Annotated in this window: 14 protein-coding genes; 10 read left to right on the top strand and 4 right to left on the bottom strand. The window is 64.9% G+C overall.

Annotated elements, in window-relative coordinates:
- The first annotated feature begins 2 nt into the window (after nt 1-2).
- The 3 genes from ACSFBF_RS28030 to ACSFBF_RS28040 are packed head-to-tail and all read left to right on the top strand — an operon-like array spanning nt 3 to nt 3,755.
- Nucleotides 3-2,255, top strand: a complete 2,253-nt coding sequence (locus tag ACSFBF_RS28030; RefSeq protein ID WP_435472684.1) for an FUSC family protein — start codon at nt 3-5, stop codon at nt 2,253-2,255.
- Nucleotides 2,255-3,328, top strand: a complete 1,074-nt coding sequence (locus ACSFBF_RS28035) for a mechanosensitive ion channel family protein (protein WP_435472686.1) — start codon at nt 2,255-2,257, stop codon at nt 3,326-3,328. The genes ACSFBF_RS28030 and ACSFBF_RS28035 overlap by 1 nt, the downstream gene beginning before the upstream one ends.
- A gap of 7 nt (nt 3,329-3,335) precedes the next feature.
- Complete coding sequence (locus ACSFBF_RS28040; RefSeq protein WP_435472688.1) at nt 3,336-3,755, top strand: YbaN family protein; 420 nt, start codon at nt 3,336-3,338, stop codon at nt 3,753-3,755.
- 16 nt (nt 3,756-3,771) lie between these two features.
- Here ACSFBF_RS28040 and ACSFBF_RS28045 read toward each other — a convergent pair whose 3' ends face one another.
- Nucleotides 3,772-4,959, bottom strand: coding sequence for a DUF418 domain-containing protein (locus ACSFBF_RS28045; protein ID WP_435472690.1), 1,188 nt, complete (start codon nt 4,957-4,959; stop codon nt 3,772-3,774).
- Between the two features lie 106 nt (nt 4,960-5,065).
- Between ACSFBF_RS28045 and ACSFBF_RS28050 the strand changes: the two genes are divergently transcribed.
- The 3 genes from ACSFBF_RS28050 to ACSFBF_RS28060 are packed head-to-tail and all read left to right on the top strand — an operon-like array spanning nt 5,066 to nt 8,384.
- Nucleotides 5,066-5,533: a helix-turn-helix transcriptional regulator gene (locus ACSFBF_RS28050; protein ID WP_435472692.1), complete on the top strand. Its 468-nt coding sequence runs from the start codon at nt 5,066-5,068 to the stop codon at nt 5,531-5,533.
- Nucleotides 5,534-5,550: 17 nt separating this feature from the next.
- Nucleotides 5,551-5,961, top strand: a complete 411-nt coding sequence (locus tag ACSFBF_RS28055; protein ID WP_435472694.1) for a VOC family protein — start codon at nt 5,551-5,553, stop codon at nt 5,959-5,961.
- A 26-nt stretch (nt 5,962-5,987) separates the two neighbouring features.
- Complete coding sequence (locus ACSFBF_RS28060; RefSeq protein ID WP_435472696.1) at nt 5,988-8,384, top strand: ATP-binding cassette domain-containing protein; 2,397 nt, start codon at nt 5,988-5,990, stop codon at nt 8,382-8,384.
- On the opposite strand, the gene ACSFBF_RS28065 is transcribed toward ACSFBF_RS28060, so the two are convergent.
- On the bottom strand, nt 8,369-8,788 hold the full coding sequence (locus ACSFBF_RS28065) for a TfoX/Sxy family protein (protein ID WP_435472698.1): 420 nt from the start codon (nt 8,786-8,788) through the stop codon (nt 8,369-8,371). The two genes, ACSFBF_RS28060 and ACSFBF_RS28065, sit on opposite strands and share 16 nt — an antisense overlap.
- 202 nt (nt 8,789-8,990) lie before the next feature.
- On the opposite strand from ACSFBF_RS28065, the gene ACSFBF_RS28070 reads away from it, so the two are divergent.
- Entirely contained in the window at nt 8,991-9,245 is a 255-nt protein-coding gene (locus tag ACSFBF_RS28070) for a DUF1488 family protein (RefSeq protein WP_435472700.1), read from the top strand.
- A gap of 4 nt (nt 9,246-9,249) precedes the next feature.
- Here ACSFBF_RS28070 and ACSFBF_RS28075 read toward each other — a convergent pair whose 3' ends face one another.
- Nucleotides 9,250-10,179 carry a LysR substrate-binding domain-containing protein gene (locus ACSFBF_RS28075; protein ID WP_435472702.1) on the bottom strand — a complete coding sequence of 310 codons (930 nt, stop codon included), beginning with the start codon at nt 10,177-10,179 and terminating at the stop codon, nt 9,250-9,252.
- Nucleotides 10,180-10,304: 125 nt separating this feature from the next.
- On the opposite strand from ACSFBF_RS28075, the gene ACSFBF_RS28080 reads away from it, so the two are divergent.
- From ACSFBF_RS28080 to ACSFBF_RS28090, 3 genes are all read left to right on the top strand, one after another.
- Complete coding sequence (locus tag ACSFBF_RS28080; RefSeq protein ID WP_435472704.1) at nt 10,305-11,315, top strand: Bug family tripartite tricarboxylate transporter substrate binding protein; 1,011 nt, start codon at nt 10,305-10,307, stop codon at nt 11,313-11,315.
- A 147-nt stretch (nt 11,316-11,462) separates the two neighbouring features.
- Nucleotides 11,463-12,449 carry a Bug family tripartite tricarboxylate transporter substrate binding protein gene (locus ACSFBF_RS28085; protein WP_435472706.1) on the top strand — a complete coding sequence of 329 codons (987 nt, stop codon included), beginning with the start codon at nt 11,463-11,465 and terminating at the stop codon, nt 12,447-12,449.
- Between the two features lie 28 nt (nt 12,450-12,477).
- On the top strand, nt 12,478-13,797 hold the full coding sequence (locus ACSFBF_RS28090; protein WP_435472708.1) for a sulfatase family protein: 1,320 nt from the start codon (nt 12,478-12,480) through the stop codon (nt 13,795-13,797).
- A 214-nt stretch (nt 13,798-14,011) separates the two neighbouring features.
- Here ACSFBF_RS28090 and ACSFBF_RS28095 read toward each other — a convergent pair whose 3' ends face one another.
- The gene (locus tag ACSFBF_RS28095) at nt 14,012-17,314 is read right to left on the bottom strand and encodes a DEAD/DEAH box helicase (RefSeq protein WP_435472710.1); all 3,303 of its coding nucleotides are present in this window, start codon (nt 17,312-17,314) and stop codon (nt 14,012-14,014) included.
- Nucleotides 17,315-17,370 lie beyond the last annotated feature (56 nt).

The following is a 17,370-nucleotide window of genomic DNA, read 5'->3' on the forward strand; positions in this document are numbered from 1 at the left end:
CGATGCTGGGGCCCAACGCCGCGCCCCGGGTTCGTGCTGCTCTGCGCGTTGCGCTGAGCCACTACGTCGCGAGCGGGCTCACCGTTGCGCTGGGCCTGCTGTTCATCTCGGGCGGCATCCACTTCTGGCTGGGCACCATCGCGGCCTCGGCGGCCGCCACCGGCGTGATCGTCACCGCGCCGCCCGACCTGCCGGGCCCGCGCCGCGGCAAGTTCTTCCAGATGCTGCCGGCGCCGCTCATCGGCCTGCCGTTGTTCTTTGCCGTGCAGATGCTGCACACCGCGCCCATTCGCCTCGGGCTGCTGCTGGTGCCCGCCACTTTCATGGCCTTCCTGGCCATGGCCTGGGGCAAGCGGGGCATCCCGATCGCCATCGCGGTGATGTTCTCGATGGTGTTCTCCATGGCCACGCCGGCGCCCACCGGCATGGCCGACGCGCTGGAGCGCACCTGGCACTTCGGTTTGGGCGCAGGCCTGTACGTGATCTGGGCCACGCTCGCCAACCTGGCGCTCAACGGGCGCTTTCGCACCCAGTCGGTGGCCGACGTGCTGTATTCGCTGGCCGCGCTGATGCGCACCGAGGCCAGCCAGTTCCTGCCGCAGGACGAAACCCGCGACGTGCGCGACACACCCGCGCCCGTGCTGGGCCAGCTGCTGCGTGAACAGGCCGCGCTGGCCGACCAGCTGCAGGCCACGCGCGACATCGTGCTCGAATCGCCGCGCACCCCGCGCCGCCAGCGCCTGGCCGCTATGCTGGTGATCGTGCTCGAAATGCGCGACCAGCTGCTGGCCAGCGAGCTCGACCTCGACACCCTGCGCGCCCACCCCGCGCACGCCGAGGCGCTGATCGAAATGCGCTGCGTGCTCGAAGAGCTGGCCGACGAAACCATCGCGCTGGCCGACGCCCTCATGATGGGCCGCCACCCCGAAGTCGTGGCCGACCGGCGCCCGCGCCTCGCGGCCATCCACGTTTCGGCCGACGACAGCGCAAACATGCACGGTGGCGGCGGCGGCCACATCGGCCCCACCGCCGCCATGCTGGCGCGCGGGCTGGCCAGCCGCATCGGCCACATGAACGACGAGGTGCTGCGCCTGTCGGCCATGGCTCGCGGCGACGCCGAGCCCAACCTCGCCGTGGTGCGCGCCAACTGGCAGCTGTTCGTGAGCCCGACCGACTGGTCGTTGCGCCCCTTCCTCACGCTGTGGCGCTGGGACCAGCCGCCGCTGCGCCACGCCATCCGCGCCGCGCTGGCCATTGCCGCCGGCTACGCCATCGCGGTGTCGATGCCCTGGGGCTCGCACGACTACTGGATCCTGCTGACCATCGTGGTCGTGCTGCGCGGCAGCCTCTCGCAGACGCTGGAGCGCCGTAACGCGCGCGTGGCCGGCACGCTGCTGGGCTGCGTGCTCGCGGTCGGGCTGCTGTCGGCGCACCCGTCTGCGCTGATGCTGCTGGTGATCGTGACCGTGGCGCAGGCCATTGCGCACAGCTTCGCGGTGCGGCGCTACCTCATCACCGCCGTGGCCGCCACCGTGCTCGGCCTGGTGCAGGCCCACATGCTGAACGTGGGCGTGGCGCCGATCTTCGCGCTGTTCGAGCGCATCGCCGACACGCTCATCGGCGCCGCGCTGGCCTGGGGCTTCTGCTACGTGCTGCCTTCGTGGGAGCGCACGCAAATTCCGGCGCTGGTGTCACGCGTGCTCACCGCGCAGGCCCGGCATGCGCGCCTGGCGCTCGGCCTGGGCCAGCTGCAGGCCATCGACAGCAGCCCCGAGCTCGAATGGCGCCTTGCGCGCCGCGAGGCCTACGACAGCCTCTCGGCGCTGGTGCAGGCTACGCAGCGCTCGCTGTCGGAGCCGCGCGCAGTGCAGCCGCCGCTGGAGCCGCTCGAACACCTGCAGGCCCACAGCTACCAGCTGCTCGCCCAACTGAGCGCGGTGAAGTCGATGCTCGTGCTGCGGCGCGACCGCCTCACGCCGGCGGAGGTCGAAGGCCCCATCAGCCGCACCGCGCAACGCATCGAGGCAGCCATCGGAACCACGCCCACCACCGGCCCCTCGCACCCCGAGAGCGCCGGCTCGACCACCGTGGGCGGCCCGATCCCCCTGCCCGACCCGTTCGACAACGACATCAGCCCCTGGCTGCTGCGCCGACTCGACCTGGCCACGGCCCTGGCCACGCAGCTGCGCGACGACGCGGCGCGCATTCTTCAACCCCTGAACGAGACAACAGCAGCCACGACGACCACCGCCTGATGACTAAAGAGATACTTGCCCACCCCTGGTTCGGCACCTGGATTGCCATCCTCGTCGCCATTCCGCTCGCTCTTCTGGTTCACCGCATCGGCGGCCTTGTCCTGAAGCGCATCACCCGCCCCCTGCCCACGGTGCATGCGATGGTGCTCAACTGCAACGCACCGGCGCGGCTGGTGCTGCCGCTGGTGGCGCTGCTGCTCATCTTCCAGGCGGCGCCCGAAGACCTGCGCTTCATCGGCAGCGTGCGCCACTTCAACGGCCTGCTGCTCATCGCCGCCGCCACCTGGCTCACGGTGAGGGCCATCAGCGGCTTTGCCGACGGCGTGCTGGCGCAGAACCCCTCCGACATCGCCGACAACCTGCAAGCCCGCCGCGTGCTCACGCAGACCCGCGTGCTCGCGCGCACCGCCATGTCGGTGGTCGTGGTGGCCGGCGGCGCGATGATGCTCATGACCTTTCCCGGCGCGCGCCAGGTGGGTGCGAGCCTGCTGGCCTCGGCCGGTGTGATCGGCATCGTGGCCGGTCTTGCGGCCAAGCCGGTGTTCAGCAACCTCATCGCCGGCCTGCAGATCGCGCTGGCGCAGCCGATCCGCATCGACGACGTGCTGGTGGTCGAGGGCGAATGGGGCCGCGTCGAGGAAATCACCGGCACCTTCGTCGTGGTGCGCATCTGGGACGAGCGCCGGCTGATCCTGCCGCTCACTTACTTCATCGAGAAGCCGTTCCAGAACTGGACGCGGCATTCGTCGCAACTGCTGGGCGCCGTGTTCATTTACGTCGACTACGGCATGCCGCTTGCGCCGCTGCGCGAGGAGGTCGAGCGCATCGTGAAGGCCGCGCCCGAGTGGGACGGCCGCTTCTTCAACCTGCGCGTGACCGACGCCACCGAACGCACCATGCAGCTTCGCGTGCTGTGCACGGCCGCGACATCGAGCCTTACCTTCGACCTGCGCTGCAGCGTGCGCGAGGGGCTCATCGACTACATGCAGCGCGAGTACCCGCAGTTCCTGCCGAAGATGCGCATCACGAGCGACGGCCTCCAGGAGCGCGAACAGCAGCAGGCCCCGGCCTGATCCGGCCTTGAAGCCAGACCGCCGGCCCGCCCCCGAACGGAACTCCGCGCTCACGCGGGCCCTGTTGTACGGCTTTGCGCTGCTGTGCCTGGTGCTCGGCCTCATCGGCGTGGTCGTGCCCGGCATGCCGACGACGGTGTTCATCCTGATGGCCGCATGGGCCGCGGCCCGCAGCTCGCCGCGGCTGCACGCCTGGCTGCTGAATCACCGCCTGTTCGGCCCGCTGCTGCACAACTGGGCCAACGGCCGCACCGTGAGTCGCCGCGCCAAGTGGAGCGCGACGGCCACGATGGCGGTGTGCGCCGTGATCGTGTCGTTCACCGCACACCGCACGTGGCTCGCCGTGCTGGCCATCGCGTGCATGGCGACGGTGCTGGCGTGGCTGTGGTCGCGGCCTGTTCCTCCTCCACCTGCCCCGCCGCCGTGAGCCCGGCAATCGGAGATCAGCGCCTGCGACGCATCGCAGGAAGCGCAAGGTTCGTGAACGCGCGCAGCAGCCACTCCACCGGTCCGTAGACGAAGCGGCCCATCCACCAACGGCTCAGCACCAACTGCGCCGCGAAGATCGCAAAGGCGATGGCCGTGGCAGCGAGCGGGCCGACCGTGCCGATCCAGCGCAGCCCATACGCCAGGAAGAGCCATGCGCACACCAACGACTGCATCAGGTAGTTGGTCAGCGCCATGCGCCCCGCCGGCGCCAGCAGTCTTTCGAGCACGTGGCCGCGCGGCGTCTGCATCAGCAGCACCAGGCCGGACGCATAGGCGGCGGCGAGGAAAGGCGCCGTCAACAGCGTGGCTGCGAGGCCGTAGAGCTCGCGGACGGCGTTGTCCAGCCGTATCGACGGAAAGGCATACACCAACGCCCCCGGCAGCCCGATGACCAGCCCCCAGAACAGCAGGCGCCGGAACAGCGCGCGATGCGCATCGGCGTTCGCGAAGAGCCCGCGCCGCCCTGCGATGAAGCCCGCGAAGAACATCGCCAGCGCCGTCGGCGCCTGCACCAGCCCCGTGACCCACCAGATCTGCGACAGCTCGCGCAGGTGCTGGACGATCACCGTGGCAGGCGTTCCGCGATAGGCCGCCAGTGCCGCGGCCGCCTCGACGTAGGCACTGCGCATCGTGTCCTGCGGAATGCCAGCCAGCGCCCACAGATAGCCGATGCCGGCCCAGAGCAGCGCCGTCACCAGCACCAGCCCGACCGCGTAGCGCGCGAGGAACACATCGCCGCGCCGCCGCAGCATCAGCAGCACCGCGCCCAGCACCGCATAGGTGGTGAGGATGTCGCCGTGGTACAGCAGCACCGCATGCAGCAGGCCGATGACCCATAGCGCCACCAGGCGCCGCAGCAGGCGCGGCGCAAAGGGCTTGCCGTCGCGTTCGGCCGAGCGCATCTGCAAGGTGAAGCTGTAGCCGAAGAGGAAGGAGAACAGCAGGTAGAACTTGGTCTCGAACACCAGCGTCCTGACGAGCAGGGCCGCGCGCTCCAGCGCCGATTGCGCCATCGGGTCGGGCACGCCGACGCCGTAGTAGGTCGAGGAAAAGCTCGCAATATTCACGACCAGGATGCCCAGCAGCGCGAAGCCGCGCAGGGCGTCGACCAGCGACTGGCGTTCAGGGTCGACTTTTCTCATGAGTCCACCATTAGACCAAGTGGTCGATCTGCTATTTGAAAGCCCCTTGATCTCGAACGCCCCACTCGGCTTGAGCACCACGGCGCACCGTGGCACGATCCGCCGGATGACCAGCAAACCCACCGCCGCGCAGCAGCTGCGCGACCTCGCACGGCTGCGCCGAGTACGCGACCGGATCGACCGGGAGTACGCGCAGCCACTGGACCTCGAAACGCTCGCCCGCGACGCCGGCATGTCGGCCGGGCACCTCAGCCGCCAGTTCCGCATCGCCTACGGCGAGCCGCCCTACGCCTACCTGATGACGCGGCGCATCGAGCGTGCGATGGCGCTGCTGCGCCGCGGCGACCTCAGCGTTACCGAGGTCTGCTTTGCGGTCGGCTGCGGATCGCTGGGTACCTTCACCACCCGCTTCACCGAACTCGTCGGCATGCCACCCGGCACCTACCGGCGACAGGAGGCGAGCGCGACCGAGGGAATGCCTTCATGCGTGGCCAAGCAGGTGACACGACCGATCAGGAATCGAGAAGCGCCGGCCCCCGAGCCGCAGCTAGCATGGCGACCCCTACCCACATAGCCAACCAGCAACACGCCATGGACATCACCATCCACTCGACCTTTCTCCCGCACGACGACCCGGAAACCTCGCTGGCCTTCTACCGCGACACCCTCGGCTTCGAGATTCGCAACGACGTCGGATACGGCGGCATGCGCTGGATCACGATCGGCCCCGCCGGCCAGCCCGGCATATCGATCGTGCTGTTTCCGCCCGCCGCCACGCCCGGCCTCACAGAGGACGAACGCCGCACCATCGCCGAGATGATGGCCAAGGGCACCTACGCCACGATCCTGCTGGCCACCAAGGACCTCGACGGCGCCTTCGCGCGGCTGCAGGCCGGCAAGGCCGAGATCGTCGAGGAGCCAACCGAGCAGCCCTACGGCGTTCGCGACTGCGCCGTGCGCGACCCGGCGGGCAACATGATCCGCATCCAGCAGCTGCGCTGACCCATCACCCGAAAGACGGAGACACGATGAGCAAGGCCCCGAAGAAGGACTCGAAGGACACGCAGAAGAACGCACCACACGCCGCAGACCACCACGACCTGATCCGCGTGCAGGGCGCGCGCGTGAACAACCTCAAGGACATCAGCGTCGAGCTGCCGAAGCGGCGGCTGACGGTGTTCACCGGCGTCTCCGGCTCGGGCAAGAGCTCGTTGGTGTTCGGCACCATCGCCGCCGAATCGCAGCGGCTCATCAACGAAACCTACAGCGCCTTCGTGCAGGGCTTCATGCCCACGCTGGCACGGCCCGAGGTCGACGTGCTCGACGGCCTGACGACCGCGATCATCGTCGACCAGGAGCGCATGGGCGGCGACCCGCGCTCCACCGTCGGCACCGCCACCGATGCCAACGCGATGCTGCGCATTCTCTTCAGCCGCCTCGGCAAGCCGCACATCGGCTCGCCGAGCGCCTTCGCGTTCAACGTGCCATCGGTCAAGGCGACCGGCGTCATCACAGTCGAACGCGGTGCCAGCAAGACCGTGAAGCAAAGCTTCAACCGCACCGGCGGCATGTGCCCGCGCTGCGAAGGCCGGGGCGCCGTTACCGACTTCGACCTGGCGGCCTTCTACGACGACAGCAAGTCGCTCAACGAAGGCGCGCTCACCATTCCCGGCTTCAGCATGGAGGGCTGGTACGGCCGCATCTTCAACGGCTGCGGCTTCTTCGACCCCGACAAGCCGATCCGCAAGTTCACCAAGAAAGAACTCGACGCCCTGCTCCACAAGGAGCCGACCAAGATCAAGGTAGACGGCATCAACCTCACCTACCAGGGGCTGATTCCGCAGGTGCAGAAGTCTTTCCTGGCGAAAGACGTCGATGCCATGCAGCCGCACATCCGCGCCTTCGTGGAGCGCGCGGTAACGTTCAGCACCTGCCCCGAGTGCGAAGGCACCCGGCTCAGCGAGGCGGCCCGGTCTTCGAAGATCAAGAAGATCAACATCGCCGATGCATGCGCAATGCAGATCAGCGACCTGGCCGAATGGGTGCGCGGCCTCGACGAGCCCTCGGTAGCGCCGCTGCTCGCCAAGCTGGCCCACACGCTCGACTCGTTCGTGGAAATCGGGCTCGGCTACCTGAGCCTCGACCGGCCCTCCGGCACGCTCTCCGGCGGCGAGGCGCAGCGCACAAAGATGATCCGCCATCTCGGCTCCTCACTCACCGACGTGACCTACGTTTTCGACGAGCCGACCATCGGCCTGCACCCCCATGACATCCAGCGCATGAACAGCCTGCTGCTGCGGCTGCGCGACAAGGGCAACACCGTGCTCGTGGTGGAGCACAAGCCGGAGGCCATCGCCATCGCCGACCACGTCGTCGACCTCGGCCCCGGCGCGGGCACTGCCGGTGGCACCGTCTGCTTCGAGGGCACCGTCGAGGCACTGCGTGCCAGCAGCACCCTCACCGGCCGGCACCTCGACGACCGGGCCGCCCTCAAGAAAAAGGTGCGCAAGCCCACGGGCAAGCTGCCGATCCGCGGCGCGAAGACGCACAACCTGCGCAATGTGAGCGTCGACGTGCCGCTCGGCGTGCTGGTCGTCGTTACCGGCGTGGCCGGCTCCGGCAAGAGCTCGCTCGTGCACGGATCGATCCCCGCCGGCGCCGGCGTGGTGTCGGTCGACCAAGGCTCGATACGCGGCTCGCGGCGCAGCAACCCGGCCACCTATACCGGGCTGCTCGACCCGATCCGCAATGCATTCGCGAAGGCCAACGGCGTCAAGCCCGCGCTGTTCAGCGCCAACTCCGAAGGCGCCTGCCCTGCCTGCAATGGCGCGGGCGTCATCTACACCGACCTCGCGATGATGGCCGGCGTTGCCACCACCTGCGAGGAGTGCGAGGGCAAGCGCTTCCATGCCTCGGTGCTCGAGCATCACTTCGGCGGGCGCGACATCAGCGAAGTGCTCGCCATGTCGGTGACCGAGGCCCGGGAATTCTTCGGCGCAGGCGATGCACGCACGCCGGCTGCGCACGCCATCCTCGACCGGCTCGCCGACGTCGGGCTAGGCTACCTCAGCCTCGGCCAGCCGCTCACCACGCTGTCAGGCGGCGAACGGCAGCGGCTCAAGCTGGCCACGCACATGGCGGAGAAAGGCGGCGTGTACGTGCTCGACGAGCCGACCGCCGGCCTGCACCTTGCCGATGTCGAGCAACTGCTCGGCCTGCTCGACCGGCTCGTCGATGCGGGCAAGTCGGTCATCGTCGTGGAGCACCACCAGGCGGTGATGGCGCATGCCGACTGGATCATCGACCTCGGTCCTGGCGCCGGCCATGACGGCGGCCGGGTCGTCTTCGAGGGCACACCGGCCGACCTTGTCGCCGCCCGCTCCACCCTCACGGGCGAGCACCTCGCGGCTTACGTCGGCGCCTGAGCGGGGCGCTTCTTGCGCGGCGCAGCGGACTTCGGCCGCTGCGCGCCCACCGCGCTCGCATACGCCTTCACGGCCCATTCGCGCAGTACGTGTGGGTCGTCCATCGCATCGACCGGCGCCTGGTAGTAGCTCGCCACCTTGACGTTCGAGGCCCGCGTGGCATACGTGAAAGGCGTCGCCCCGATGCGTTCGAACTCCGGGCGGGTGGTGTCGTTCACGCGCAGGTAGAGCGTGCTCTTCATGACGAAGGCGAACTGCACGCCCTGCATAACCAGCCCGAAGCCGCCGAAGAAGCGCTTGACCTCGATCGCGCCCATCGCATGCAGCGACTCGGCCAATTCGAGCGCACGCTCTCGCGACGGTTCGGACTTTGTTGGTGCGGCGGTTCCTTTCACGCGGTTCATGTGTAAAGGGTCTCCTCGCGGTAGGCCCAGACTTCTTCCAACGAACTCATCGGCTTCTCCTTCTCCTGTGCATGGTCATGCCGGCGAAAGCATAAGCGTGAGACCGGACAGACGCCACCGGCATTAAGGACTAGAGTGCCCCACGCGGATGTCTTTCTGCGCATCACCGAAAGGACTCCCATGACACACACCAGGCCTTGCGATGGCTGACGCCCCCTTCTTTCACGACGCTTCGGGCACGGTGCGCTTTTCGGTGACGGTGGAGGGCCACGACGTGAACGCGAGCATCGGAAGGGAAACCCTGCGCTATCACTACCGCACCGGCGAAGACGCCGACCCACTGAACACCTACGGCCTTCATGCCGAGGAAATCGATGCGGCCGTGCGGCGCCGTCTGGCACAGGGCTCGATGGAGCCCGTGATGCTGCGAGAAAACGACCTCAAGGCTCCCGCCTAGGGCCTCAACCCTTTCGCTTGAGCACGATCCCGCGGATCGTTTCGAGCAGCAGCCGCGCGCCCTCCCCCAGTTCGCCGCTGCGGCGCACCGTGAAACCGACCGGGCCTTCGGTGCTCGACGTGTCGATGGCCACGCGCTTCAACTCGCCGCGCGCGATAAAGCCTTCCACCGCTCCTTGAGGCGCGAACCACACCGCATCGCAGCGCTGCAGCAGCCCGACCACGAAGCTCGTGTCGGTTGCCTCCACCAGCCGGTTGGGCAGCGCCAGGCCCTGCGCGATCAAAAAGGCATCAGCCGTGTGCCTGATGAGCGTGCCCGACACTGGCAGCACCAGCGGGTGAGCGGCCAGTGCGTCTAGCGTTGGCTTGCGCTTTGCCGCGAGCGGATGGCCGGGGCGCACCACCAGCAGCAGGGGTTCGCTGAAGAGCTGTTCGAAGGCCAGGTCGGCCATGGCCGAGGCCTGCGCGAGGCGGCCGAGCACGACGTCGATTTCGCCCTGGCGCAGCTGCGTCATCAACTGCGCGTTGGTGCCGCTCACTACGCGCACACGCAGCGCGGGGTGCGCGTCGTTCAGCAGGGCGACGGCTTCGGGCAGCAGGTTGGCCACCATGTTCGGCAAGGCGCCGACGGCCACGCGCAACTGGTCGGCCTCGGGCTGGTCCATGGCCAGGCCCATGCCTTCGCGCAGACCGCGCAGGGCAGAGACGGCATGGCGCACCAGCACCTCGGCGGCCGGCGTGAGCTCCACGCCGCGTCGGCGACGCAACAGCAGTTGGCGACCGACGATCTCTTCCAGCTCGGCGATGGTCTTGGACACCGCCGGCTGCGTGAGCGACAGCGCCTCGGCCGCGCGCACGAGGTTGCGCTCTTGCGCCACCATCACGAGGCATTGCAGATGGCGCAGCTTCAGGCGCGCAAAGTTCATGGCTGACATGGGGCTTTCCTTGAGCGAGCGGCCGTTTGAATATAACCATCAGGAATACCTGGCAGAAGAGCTTTCAGTTGTGCAGCCCGCGCCACGCTCCTAGAGTTGCCTCCAATAAGGAGACAAACAGAGACATGACCACCGGTTCACCGAAAGCCTTCGGCGGCACGCGCCGCCGCCTTGCCATTGCCATCGCCGCCTGCACGGCACTCGCCCTGGGAAGCGTCGCCACCCACGCCGCCGCGGCCGACGCGCCCTACCCCGCCAAGGCGGTGAAGTTCCTCACCAACTTCCCGGCGGGCGGCCCCATCGACATCCTCGGCCGCGCGCTGGCTGACGCGCTGCAGAAAGACCTGAAGCAGCCCTTCATCGTCGACAACCGGCCCGGTGCCGGCGGCAACATCGGCGCCGATCTGGTCGCAAAGAGCCCGGCCGACGGCTACTCGGTGCTGCTGGGCATCGACAGCACCTTCACCATCAACCCGCACCTGTACGCGTCGATGCCCTTCGCGGCCAAAGACCTCAAGCCGCTGATGATCTTCAGCTCTTCGGGCCTGAGCTTCGGCGTGGCCCCGGGCGTCAAGGCGAAGACGCTGCCCGAGTTCGTCACGCAGGCCAAGGCCGAGCCCGCCACCTTCAGCTCGGCCGGCAACGGCAGCCCCGGCCACATTGCCGCCGAGATCTTCGCCACCGAGACCGGCGCGAAGATCACGCACGTGCCCTACAAGGGCAACGCGCCGGCCGTGCTGGCGCTGATGGGCGACGAGGTGCAGGCCGGCATCCTCGCCACGCCGGGCCTGCTGCCGCAGGTGCAGTCGGGCAAGCTGCGCGCGCTGGCCGTTACCGGCAAACAACGCTCGCCGCTGCTGCCGCAGGTGCCCACCGTGGGCGAACTGGGCCTGAAGGGCCTGGAGTTCGAGGTGCTCTATATCTCGATGGTGCCCGCCGCCACGCCCGAACCGGTCATGCAAACGCTGCGCGCCTCGCTGCAGAAAGCGCTGGCGCTGCCCGAGGTCAAGGCCCGGCTGGCCTCGCTCGACATGGTGCCGCTCGGAGAAACCGGCAGCGCAGCCAGCGAGCACCTGGCCGCAAGCCAGGCGCGCTATGGCCGCATCGTCAAGGCAACCGGCATGAAGGTGGACTGATGGGACTGTTGCCGCGGGGTAAACCCCGGCAATGGTTGATTTGATCAATCGAACGCCGCGTCTTCAGAATCGTCCGAAACCGCGAGCCTCGCGGTCACACTCACGGGTCATCGCCCGACCCAAGACGACGACAAGGACTTGCCCATCATGCTGCCGACCTCCCTTCTCACCCGCCGCGCCGCCGGCCTGCTGGCCATTGCCGGCTTTGCTGCTGCTTTCGCCACGCATGCAAACGCCCAGGCCAAGTTCGACACCCCCCTGCACATCGTGGTCGGCTACGCACCCGGCGGCGCCACCGACCGCGTGGCGCGCATCGTGGGCGACAAGCTCGGCGCCAGGCTGGGCGTGGCGGTGGTGGTCGACAACAAGCCCGGCGCGGGCGGCCGCCTTGCGGCGCAGCAAGTGAAGAACACGCCCGCCAACCAGAACGTGCTGATGCTCGCCAACCCCGCCGTGATGGTGGTCGCGCCGCTCGTCTTCAAGGACAACAACTACGACCCCGACCGCGACTTCGTGCCCGTGTCGTACGTCAACGACTACAACTTTGCGCTGTCCGTCTCGCCCACCCTGCCCGTGCGCGAGCTGAACCACCTGCTGGCCTGGATGCGCGCCAACCCCAAGCAGGCCAACGTCGGCGTGCCGGCCACGGGCAGCCTGCCGCACTTCTTCGGCCTCATGGTCGGCGAAAAGGCCAACGTGCAGACCCAGGTGATCGGCTACCGCGGCTCGGCCCCGCTGCTGAACGACCTGATCGGCGGGCAGGTGCCCATTGCCGTCGACACCGAAGACGTGGTGCTGCCGCAGCACGCCGCGGGCAAGCTGCGCATCCTCGCGCTGTCGGGCACCAAGCGCTCGCCCTTTGCGCCGAACGTGCCCACCTTCAAGGAAGCCGGCCTCGACCTTGCCGCCACCGGCTGGAACACCTTCTTCGCGCCGAACAGCATGCCGAAGGACAAGGTCGAACGCCTGTCCAATCTGATCCGCGAAGTCATGCAAGACCCGGACACGCAACGCAAGTTCAAGGACTCCGGCATGACGCCGGTGGTGAGCACACAGACGCAGACCGCCGCCATGCTCAAAGCCTACCGCGCGCAGTGGGCGCCCGTAGTGCAGAAGTCGGGCTACCAGCCCTGAACCCCTTCAAGAAGAACGTCAAAGAGACATGACCACAAGACCCAACATCATCTTCATCGTTGCCGACGATCTCGGCTATGCAGACCTCGGCTGCTACGGCGGCCGCGACGCCGTGTTCGGCCCCGTGTCGCCCGTGCTCGACGGCTTGGCCGCCAATGGCCTGAAGCTCACGCAGGGCTACGCCAACTCGCCCGTGTGCTCGCCCACGCGCTTCGGCATGATCACCGGCCGCTACCAGTACCGCCTGCGCGGCGCCGCCGAAGAGCCCATCAACAGCAAGAGCCGCGGCAGCACCACCCTCGGCCTGCCCACCGACCACCCCACCCTGCCTTCATTGCTGAAAGCCAGCGGCTACCAGACCGCGCTCATCGGCAAATGGCACCTGGGCTACCCGCCCACCTTCGGCCCGCTGCGCTCGGGGTACGACGAATTCTTCGGGCCCATGTCGGGCGGCGTCGACTACTTCACCCACTGCGACTCCACCGGCCGCCACGACCTGTGGTTTGGCGAAGAAGACAAGCAGGAAGAGGGCTACCTCACCGACATCCTCTCCAAGCGCGCGGTCGAGTACGTGGAGCGCATGTCAGAGCAGGAAGCGCCCTTCTTCCTGAGCCTGCACTACACCGCCCCGCACTGGCCATGGGAAACCCGCGACGACGCGGAGAAGGCCCCCACCGTCAAGGACAACCTGTTCGACCTGGCCGGCGGCAACATTCATGTGTACAGCCGCATGATTCATCACATGGACGAAGGCATCGGCTGGATCATGGCCGCGCTGCAAAAGCACGGCATGGCCGACAACACGCTGGTGGTGTTCACCAGCGACAACGGCGGCGAACGCTTCTCGGACAACTGGCCGCTGGTGGGCGGCAAGATGGACCTGACCGAAGGCGGCATCCGCGTGCCATGGATCGCGCACTGGCCCGCAGTAATTGGCAAGGGCGGCGAGAGCACACAGCTGTGCATGACCATGGACTGGTCAGCCACCATGCTCGACGCAGCCGGGGTTTCAGCGCACTCGGACTATCCGCTGGACGGCGTGTCGCTGATGCCCGTGTTGAAAGACGCGAAGCACAGCTTCCGCAGGCCGCTGCACTGGCGCATGAACCATCGCGGGCAGGAAGCGATGCGCGATGGGGACTGGAAGTATTTGAAGGTGGACGGGAACGAGTACCTGTTCAATATTCCTGCTGACGAGCGCGAGCGGGCGAATCTGGGGAAGAAGGAGCCGGAGAGGTTGGCTGCTATGCGGGCGGACTGGGCGGCTTGGAATGCGACGATGCCTGCTATTCCAGAGGATGCGACGGTGAGCCTTGGCTACTCGGTCAAGGATATGCCGCAGAGGTGAGGGGCAGCAGTAAGGGCTGTTGCCACACATGCATTCGCCCTCCGAAAACGCAAGGCTACTGACGTGCATCGGTAGACGTGATAGAGCCGTCTTTTGCCAAACTGTGATGCCCCGGTAATGCGACCCTATGCCTCGTCGAATGGCTGCTCAAGACTGGGGGGCTGTCACTCCAGTCGTGCGGTTCAACAACGGTCCTTGCAAGAAGCTGCCGCCATCAACTCGAAACCACCATCAGCGGATGATTAGTGACGGTGCGCAGAAAGAGGCTTGTGGCACCCAGTATTGCGAGGTGTTCGTTTCCTATTCCAGCCTTCGACAAGCCCGGCTGAACAATGCCCACCCGGAAGACTGCGTACTTTCGCCGTGACGCCTTTCTGAGCACAACCAACCTGTCCAAACTTCCCCTGACAAACCTTGAGGGGCGACCACCGCGATGTTTGGTTTCACGTTCGGTCAAATGGGCAACCAGATTGGCAAAGCTCCAAGTCCACTTAATGGATTTTTGCGCTTGCCCGCAAACCTCGTAGAGGTCTTTCACACGATTGCCGGGAGCCGCACCGGAAGAAAACTTGCAATGCCACAAGGTGACTGTAATAGTGTCTTCGGTATCTTCAATCGCAACTATGTCCGCGCTTTCTCCGGCATCGTCGTCATCAATGATGAACGCCGATGAGCCTTGCTCTAGATGCTCGATGAACTTCTGTTGAATTGAGCGGGGCCTAAGCTCCTCACCACTCCAGCGACTTTCTTGATTCAGTAGCGTATCGCCCCAGGCAAGTTGAACGATCAGATCATGGTCAAAAACCTCGGTCAGCTCTTCACGCGGTTTCAGCAATATCTCACCTGAGAGCTGCGAGCCGTCTGCCAACCGCACCAGAGGAGGGTTGGTGGTGAAGAACTCAACAGCGGTCTCAACTTTGTTGAATGCCTCGATGAAAATTTCGGGCCCCTCAACGCGCGTGATTGAGTAAAGCAGACCTTGGGCAGCCTCTTCAGCGATAAGCATCATCTTGAAGACGCACTCTACGTCTCTGCCGGCCTTCAACTTGAAGGTTAATGCGTTCCCAGCAGCAGTCCAATCGACCAAATCTAGTTGGCATTCGTGAAAGCTGTATTTGTCATCACCATGCACAACCGTGATTTTGAAGCTCGCTGACTCGAAAAGTTGATCCGGCCAATCGGCCATCATGGCCTGTTGGTTGGGAAGCACACCGTTCTTTAGAAGCTCGGGAATCAACGTGTACTTGAGGAAGTCGTTCGGCTCGATATTGTCATTCGACAGCTTCACGCCTAGACCACGACACCACTCTCTCCATCCCGCCAGAGAGTCGGTCTGGAGCGACCAGATTTTTCCCTTGCGCGAACACCCAATACTCACTCTTTGACCTTCTTCATACCCAACGCCCATCACGTTCGATTTCATCTTGTCCTGTTGAAGAACAGGATCGATTGCATCGCGAACATCTAGCCCGGCGAACATTTGATATCTGACGTTTCTACTTAGGCCTGTCAGGCCAACACTGTGCAGAGTCAAGCGCCGCAAGTTGCTGAACGCGCGGAACACATCCTCATCTCGCACCGGTTGAGGGTCGGTAGATAGGCTCTGCGCAAGCTTCGAGGCGAAATATTTTCGTGAACTGTTGATGAAAAGAAGGCTTCGTTCTTCATCGTAGAAGACGACAAACAAGTCCCAGGTATCAATAGCGATGTCACGGGAGTCCGTCCAGTCAACCTTGTCCTTTTGATTGACAATGAAGACCAGCATCTGGTCCTGCTGACTGAAAATCGGCTGGTAAATAATTTGAGCTGATCGAAGTGCCTTGCGATATCCCGTGTGGTCGAAGTCCGGCACTCGAAACACTTCGGTGCTCAGTTTGGGCTTCATCGTCAGTGTGGATATTTCCAATTCAGACGTCACATCCCCAAGTGGCTGAAGGTTTTCCACCAGCTCTGACAATCTAGCCTGTGGGTCGATAGCGTCATAGCTCAAGTCAGACAACAGATTGTTCCAATCGGCGTCTTCTTGGTACAGGCTTTCCAAGGCTTCTGGGACACCGTCCTCTGCTGTATTGGCAACAAAGCTCGCGTCCCCAACATTCGCGGCAGCCCGTGCGAAGCGTCCAATGAACTGCAATGTGATGCCCAGGCTCTTGTGCACCGAATGCAGCGCAGCAACCTTTAGCTGCGGCAGATCGAAGCCTTCACCGAACATGTCAACGCAAATCACTATCCGGTGTTGCCCGTTTCGAATGTTCCGCAGGACTTGCTCTCGGCCACGCGTTTGACTGTGGACAAGTATCGGGTTCAGATCAGGGAATTCCGAGCTGTAAATGTCTTCAAAGAGACGTTGCGCGTGGCCTATCGTATTTGCTCTTGCCAGCAGCATGTGGTCTAAGCCGTTCGCAAGGTCGGCCCTCAACTTCTCCACCGCCTTTTCAGCGATCCTCAAGTCAGCCAGAGAGCTGTCCGGCTCGAAGACTTGCAGGAACTGGATTGGCTTGAAGAATTCGTTCTCCTGTGCGAACTGGAGTGGGTAGTTGTAGATGATCTTCCCATTCAGCGCCTTACCATCCTCGCGAAAGGGCGTGGCAGTAAACAGTAGCATCCGTGCGTGCCCGCAGAACCCTGAGAACCTGCTCCACGTCGTCGCCTGAGCGTGATGGGCCTCGTCAAAGAACACTTCACTGAAGAGAGCAGCGAATGCCTTTTGCTCATGGTCGTCACCTCGATTGATGGAGGCCATCGTTGTTACTACGACGTTGCACGTCCGGATTACATCGAACTGCGCGGCTGTCGGTTTTCCGGTGAGCACGCCTACCACGGGATTCTTAACGTCGGCAACGATGCCGAGCCTCCTGAGAAGCCCATACTCGCGAAACTTGTCTGCGGTCTGCTGACGGAGTGCATCTGTGGGAACTATGACAAGCACCCGATCTCCGCGCGACTCGACTGTGACAGCTAACATTACTTCCGTCTTTCCGGTGCCGGTGGGCATCACAACGATTGCCGGATCGCTACTCAAGCTCCAATGTGCTGCGATTGCATGAAGCGCGCCGATCTGAGGGGACCGTAAACCAGGTCGCACAGGGTGCCCCTCGACCGCTTCAAGCTCTGAGACGTAGTTGATTCCATTCCGCCACGAGGCATGCGCTTCTGTCTTGAGGCGATTGCCTTCGTCTACGCGTGTCTCGATTTCTCGGAAGCGGACGTCTTCGATCTCCAATACACCACCGATGACTGCGCTACTTGTTCCACGTATCACACCCGTTGGAGCCAAGTCTGTGAAGTCGAAGCCATTGCCGACTAAGTCCACAACATAGGTTGAGCCGTCAGCTATGGCTGCTTTGAGCCGCTTGAAATTGGGACCGCGAGACCGATACGAAGTGATCGTGGCCTCATGGACCTCACTCGCCCGCGCGATGCACGAGGCGTCTACCACGCCGTCTCGGTTCTGATAGGCGAATCTTGTTGGCAACCGAATATGCGTTGCCGCAGCGATATCTGCTTCCGTAACCATTCCCTGCCTCCATCATTTTTCCAGCAGCGTACTCACATCGAATACATCGCAGCCAA

This window comes from Variovorax nivicola (assembly GCF_051216475.1).
Classification (GTDB): Bacteria; Pseudomonadota; Gammaproteobacteria; order Burkholderiales; family Burkholderiaceae_C; genus Variovorax.

Coding starts and splice junctions, on each gene's coding strand:
- ACSFBF_RS28030 (WP_435472684.1), top strand. CDS start 3: ATGCTGGGGCCCAACGCCGCGCCCCGGGTTCGTGCTGCTCTGCGCGTT.
- ACSFBF_RS28035 (WP_435472686.1), top strand. CDS start 2,255: ATGACTAAAGAGATACTTGCCCACCCCTGGTTCGGCACCTGGATTGCC.
- ACSFBF_RS28045 (WP_435472690.1), bottom strand. CDS start 4,959: ATGAGAAAAGTCGACCCTGAACGCCAGTCGCTGGTCGACGCCCTGCGC.
- ACSFBF_RS28050 (WP_435472692.1), top strand. CDS start 5,066: ATGACCAGCAAACCCACCGCCGCGCAGCAGCTGCGCGACCTCGCACGG.
- ACSFBF_RS28055 (WP_435472694.1), top strand. CDS start 5,551: ATGGACATCACCATCCACTCGACCTTTCTCCCGCACGACGACCCGGAA.
- ACSFBF_RS28060 (WP_435472696.1), top strand. CDS start 5,988: ATGAGCAAGGCCCCGAAGAAGGACTCGAAGGACACGCAGAAGAACGCA.
- ACSFBF_RS28065 (WP_435472698.1), bottom strand. CDS start 8,788: ATGAACCGCGTGAAAGGAACCGCCGCACCAACAAAGTCCGAACCGTCG.
- ACSFBF_RS28070 (WP_435472700.1), top strand. CDS start 8,991: ATGGCTGACGCCCCCTTCTTTCACGACGCTTCGGGCACGGTGCGCTTT.
- ACSFBF_RS28075 (WP_435472702.1), bottom strand. CDS start 10,179: ATGTCAGCCATGAACTTTGCGCGCCTGAAGCTGCGCCATCTGCAATGC.
- ACSFBF_RS28080 (WP_435472704.1), top strand. CDS start 10,305: ATGACCACCGGTTCACCGAAAGCCTTCGGCGGCACGCGCCGCCGCCTT.
- ACSFBF_RS28085 (WP_435472706.1), top strand. CDS start 11,463: ATGCTGCCGACCTCCCTTCTCACCCGCCGCGCCGCCGGCCTGCTGGCC.
- ACSFBF_RS28090 (WP_435472708.1), top strand. CDS start 12,478: ATGACCACAAGACCCAACATCATCTTCATCGTTGCCGACGATCTCGGC.
- ACSFBF_RS28095 (WP_435472710.1), bottom strand. CDS start 17,314: ATGGTTACGGAAGCAGATATCGCTGCGGCAACGCATATTCGGTTGCCA.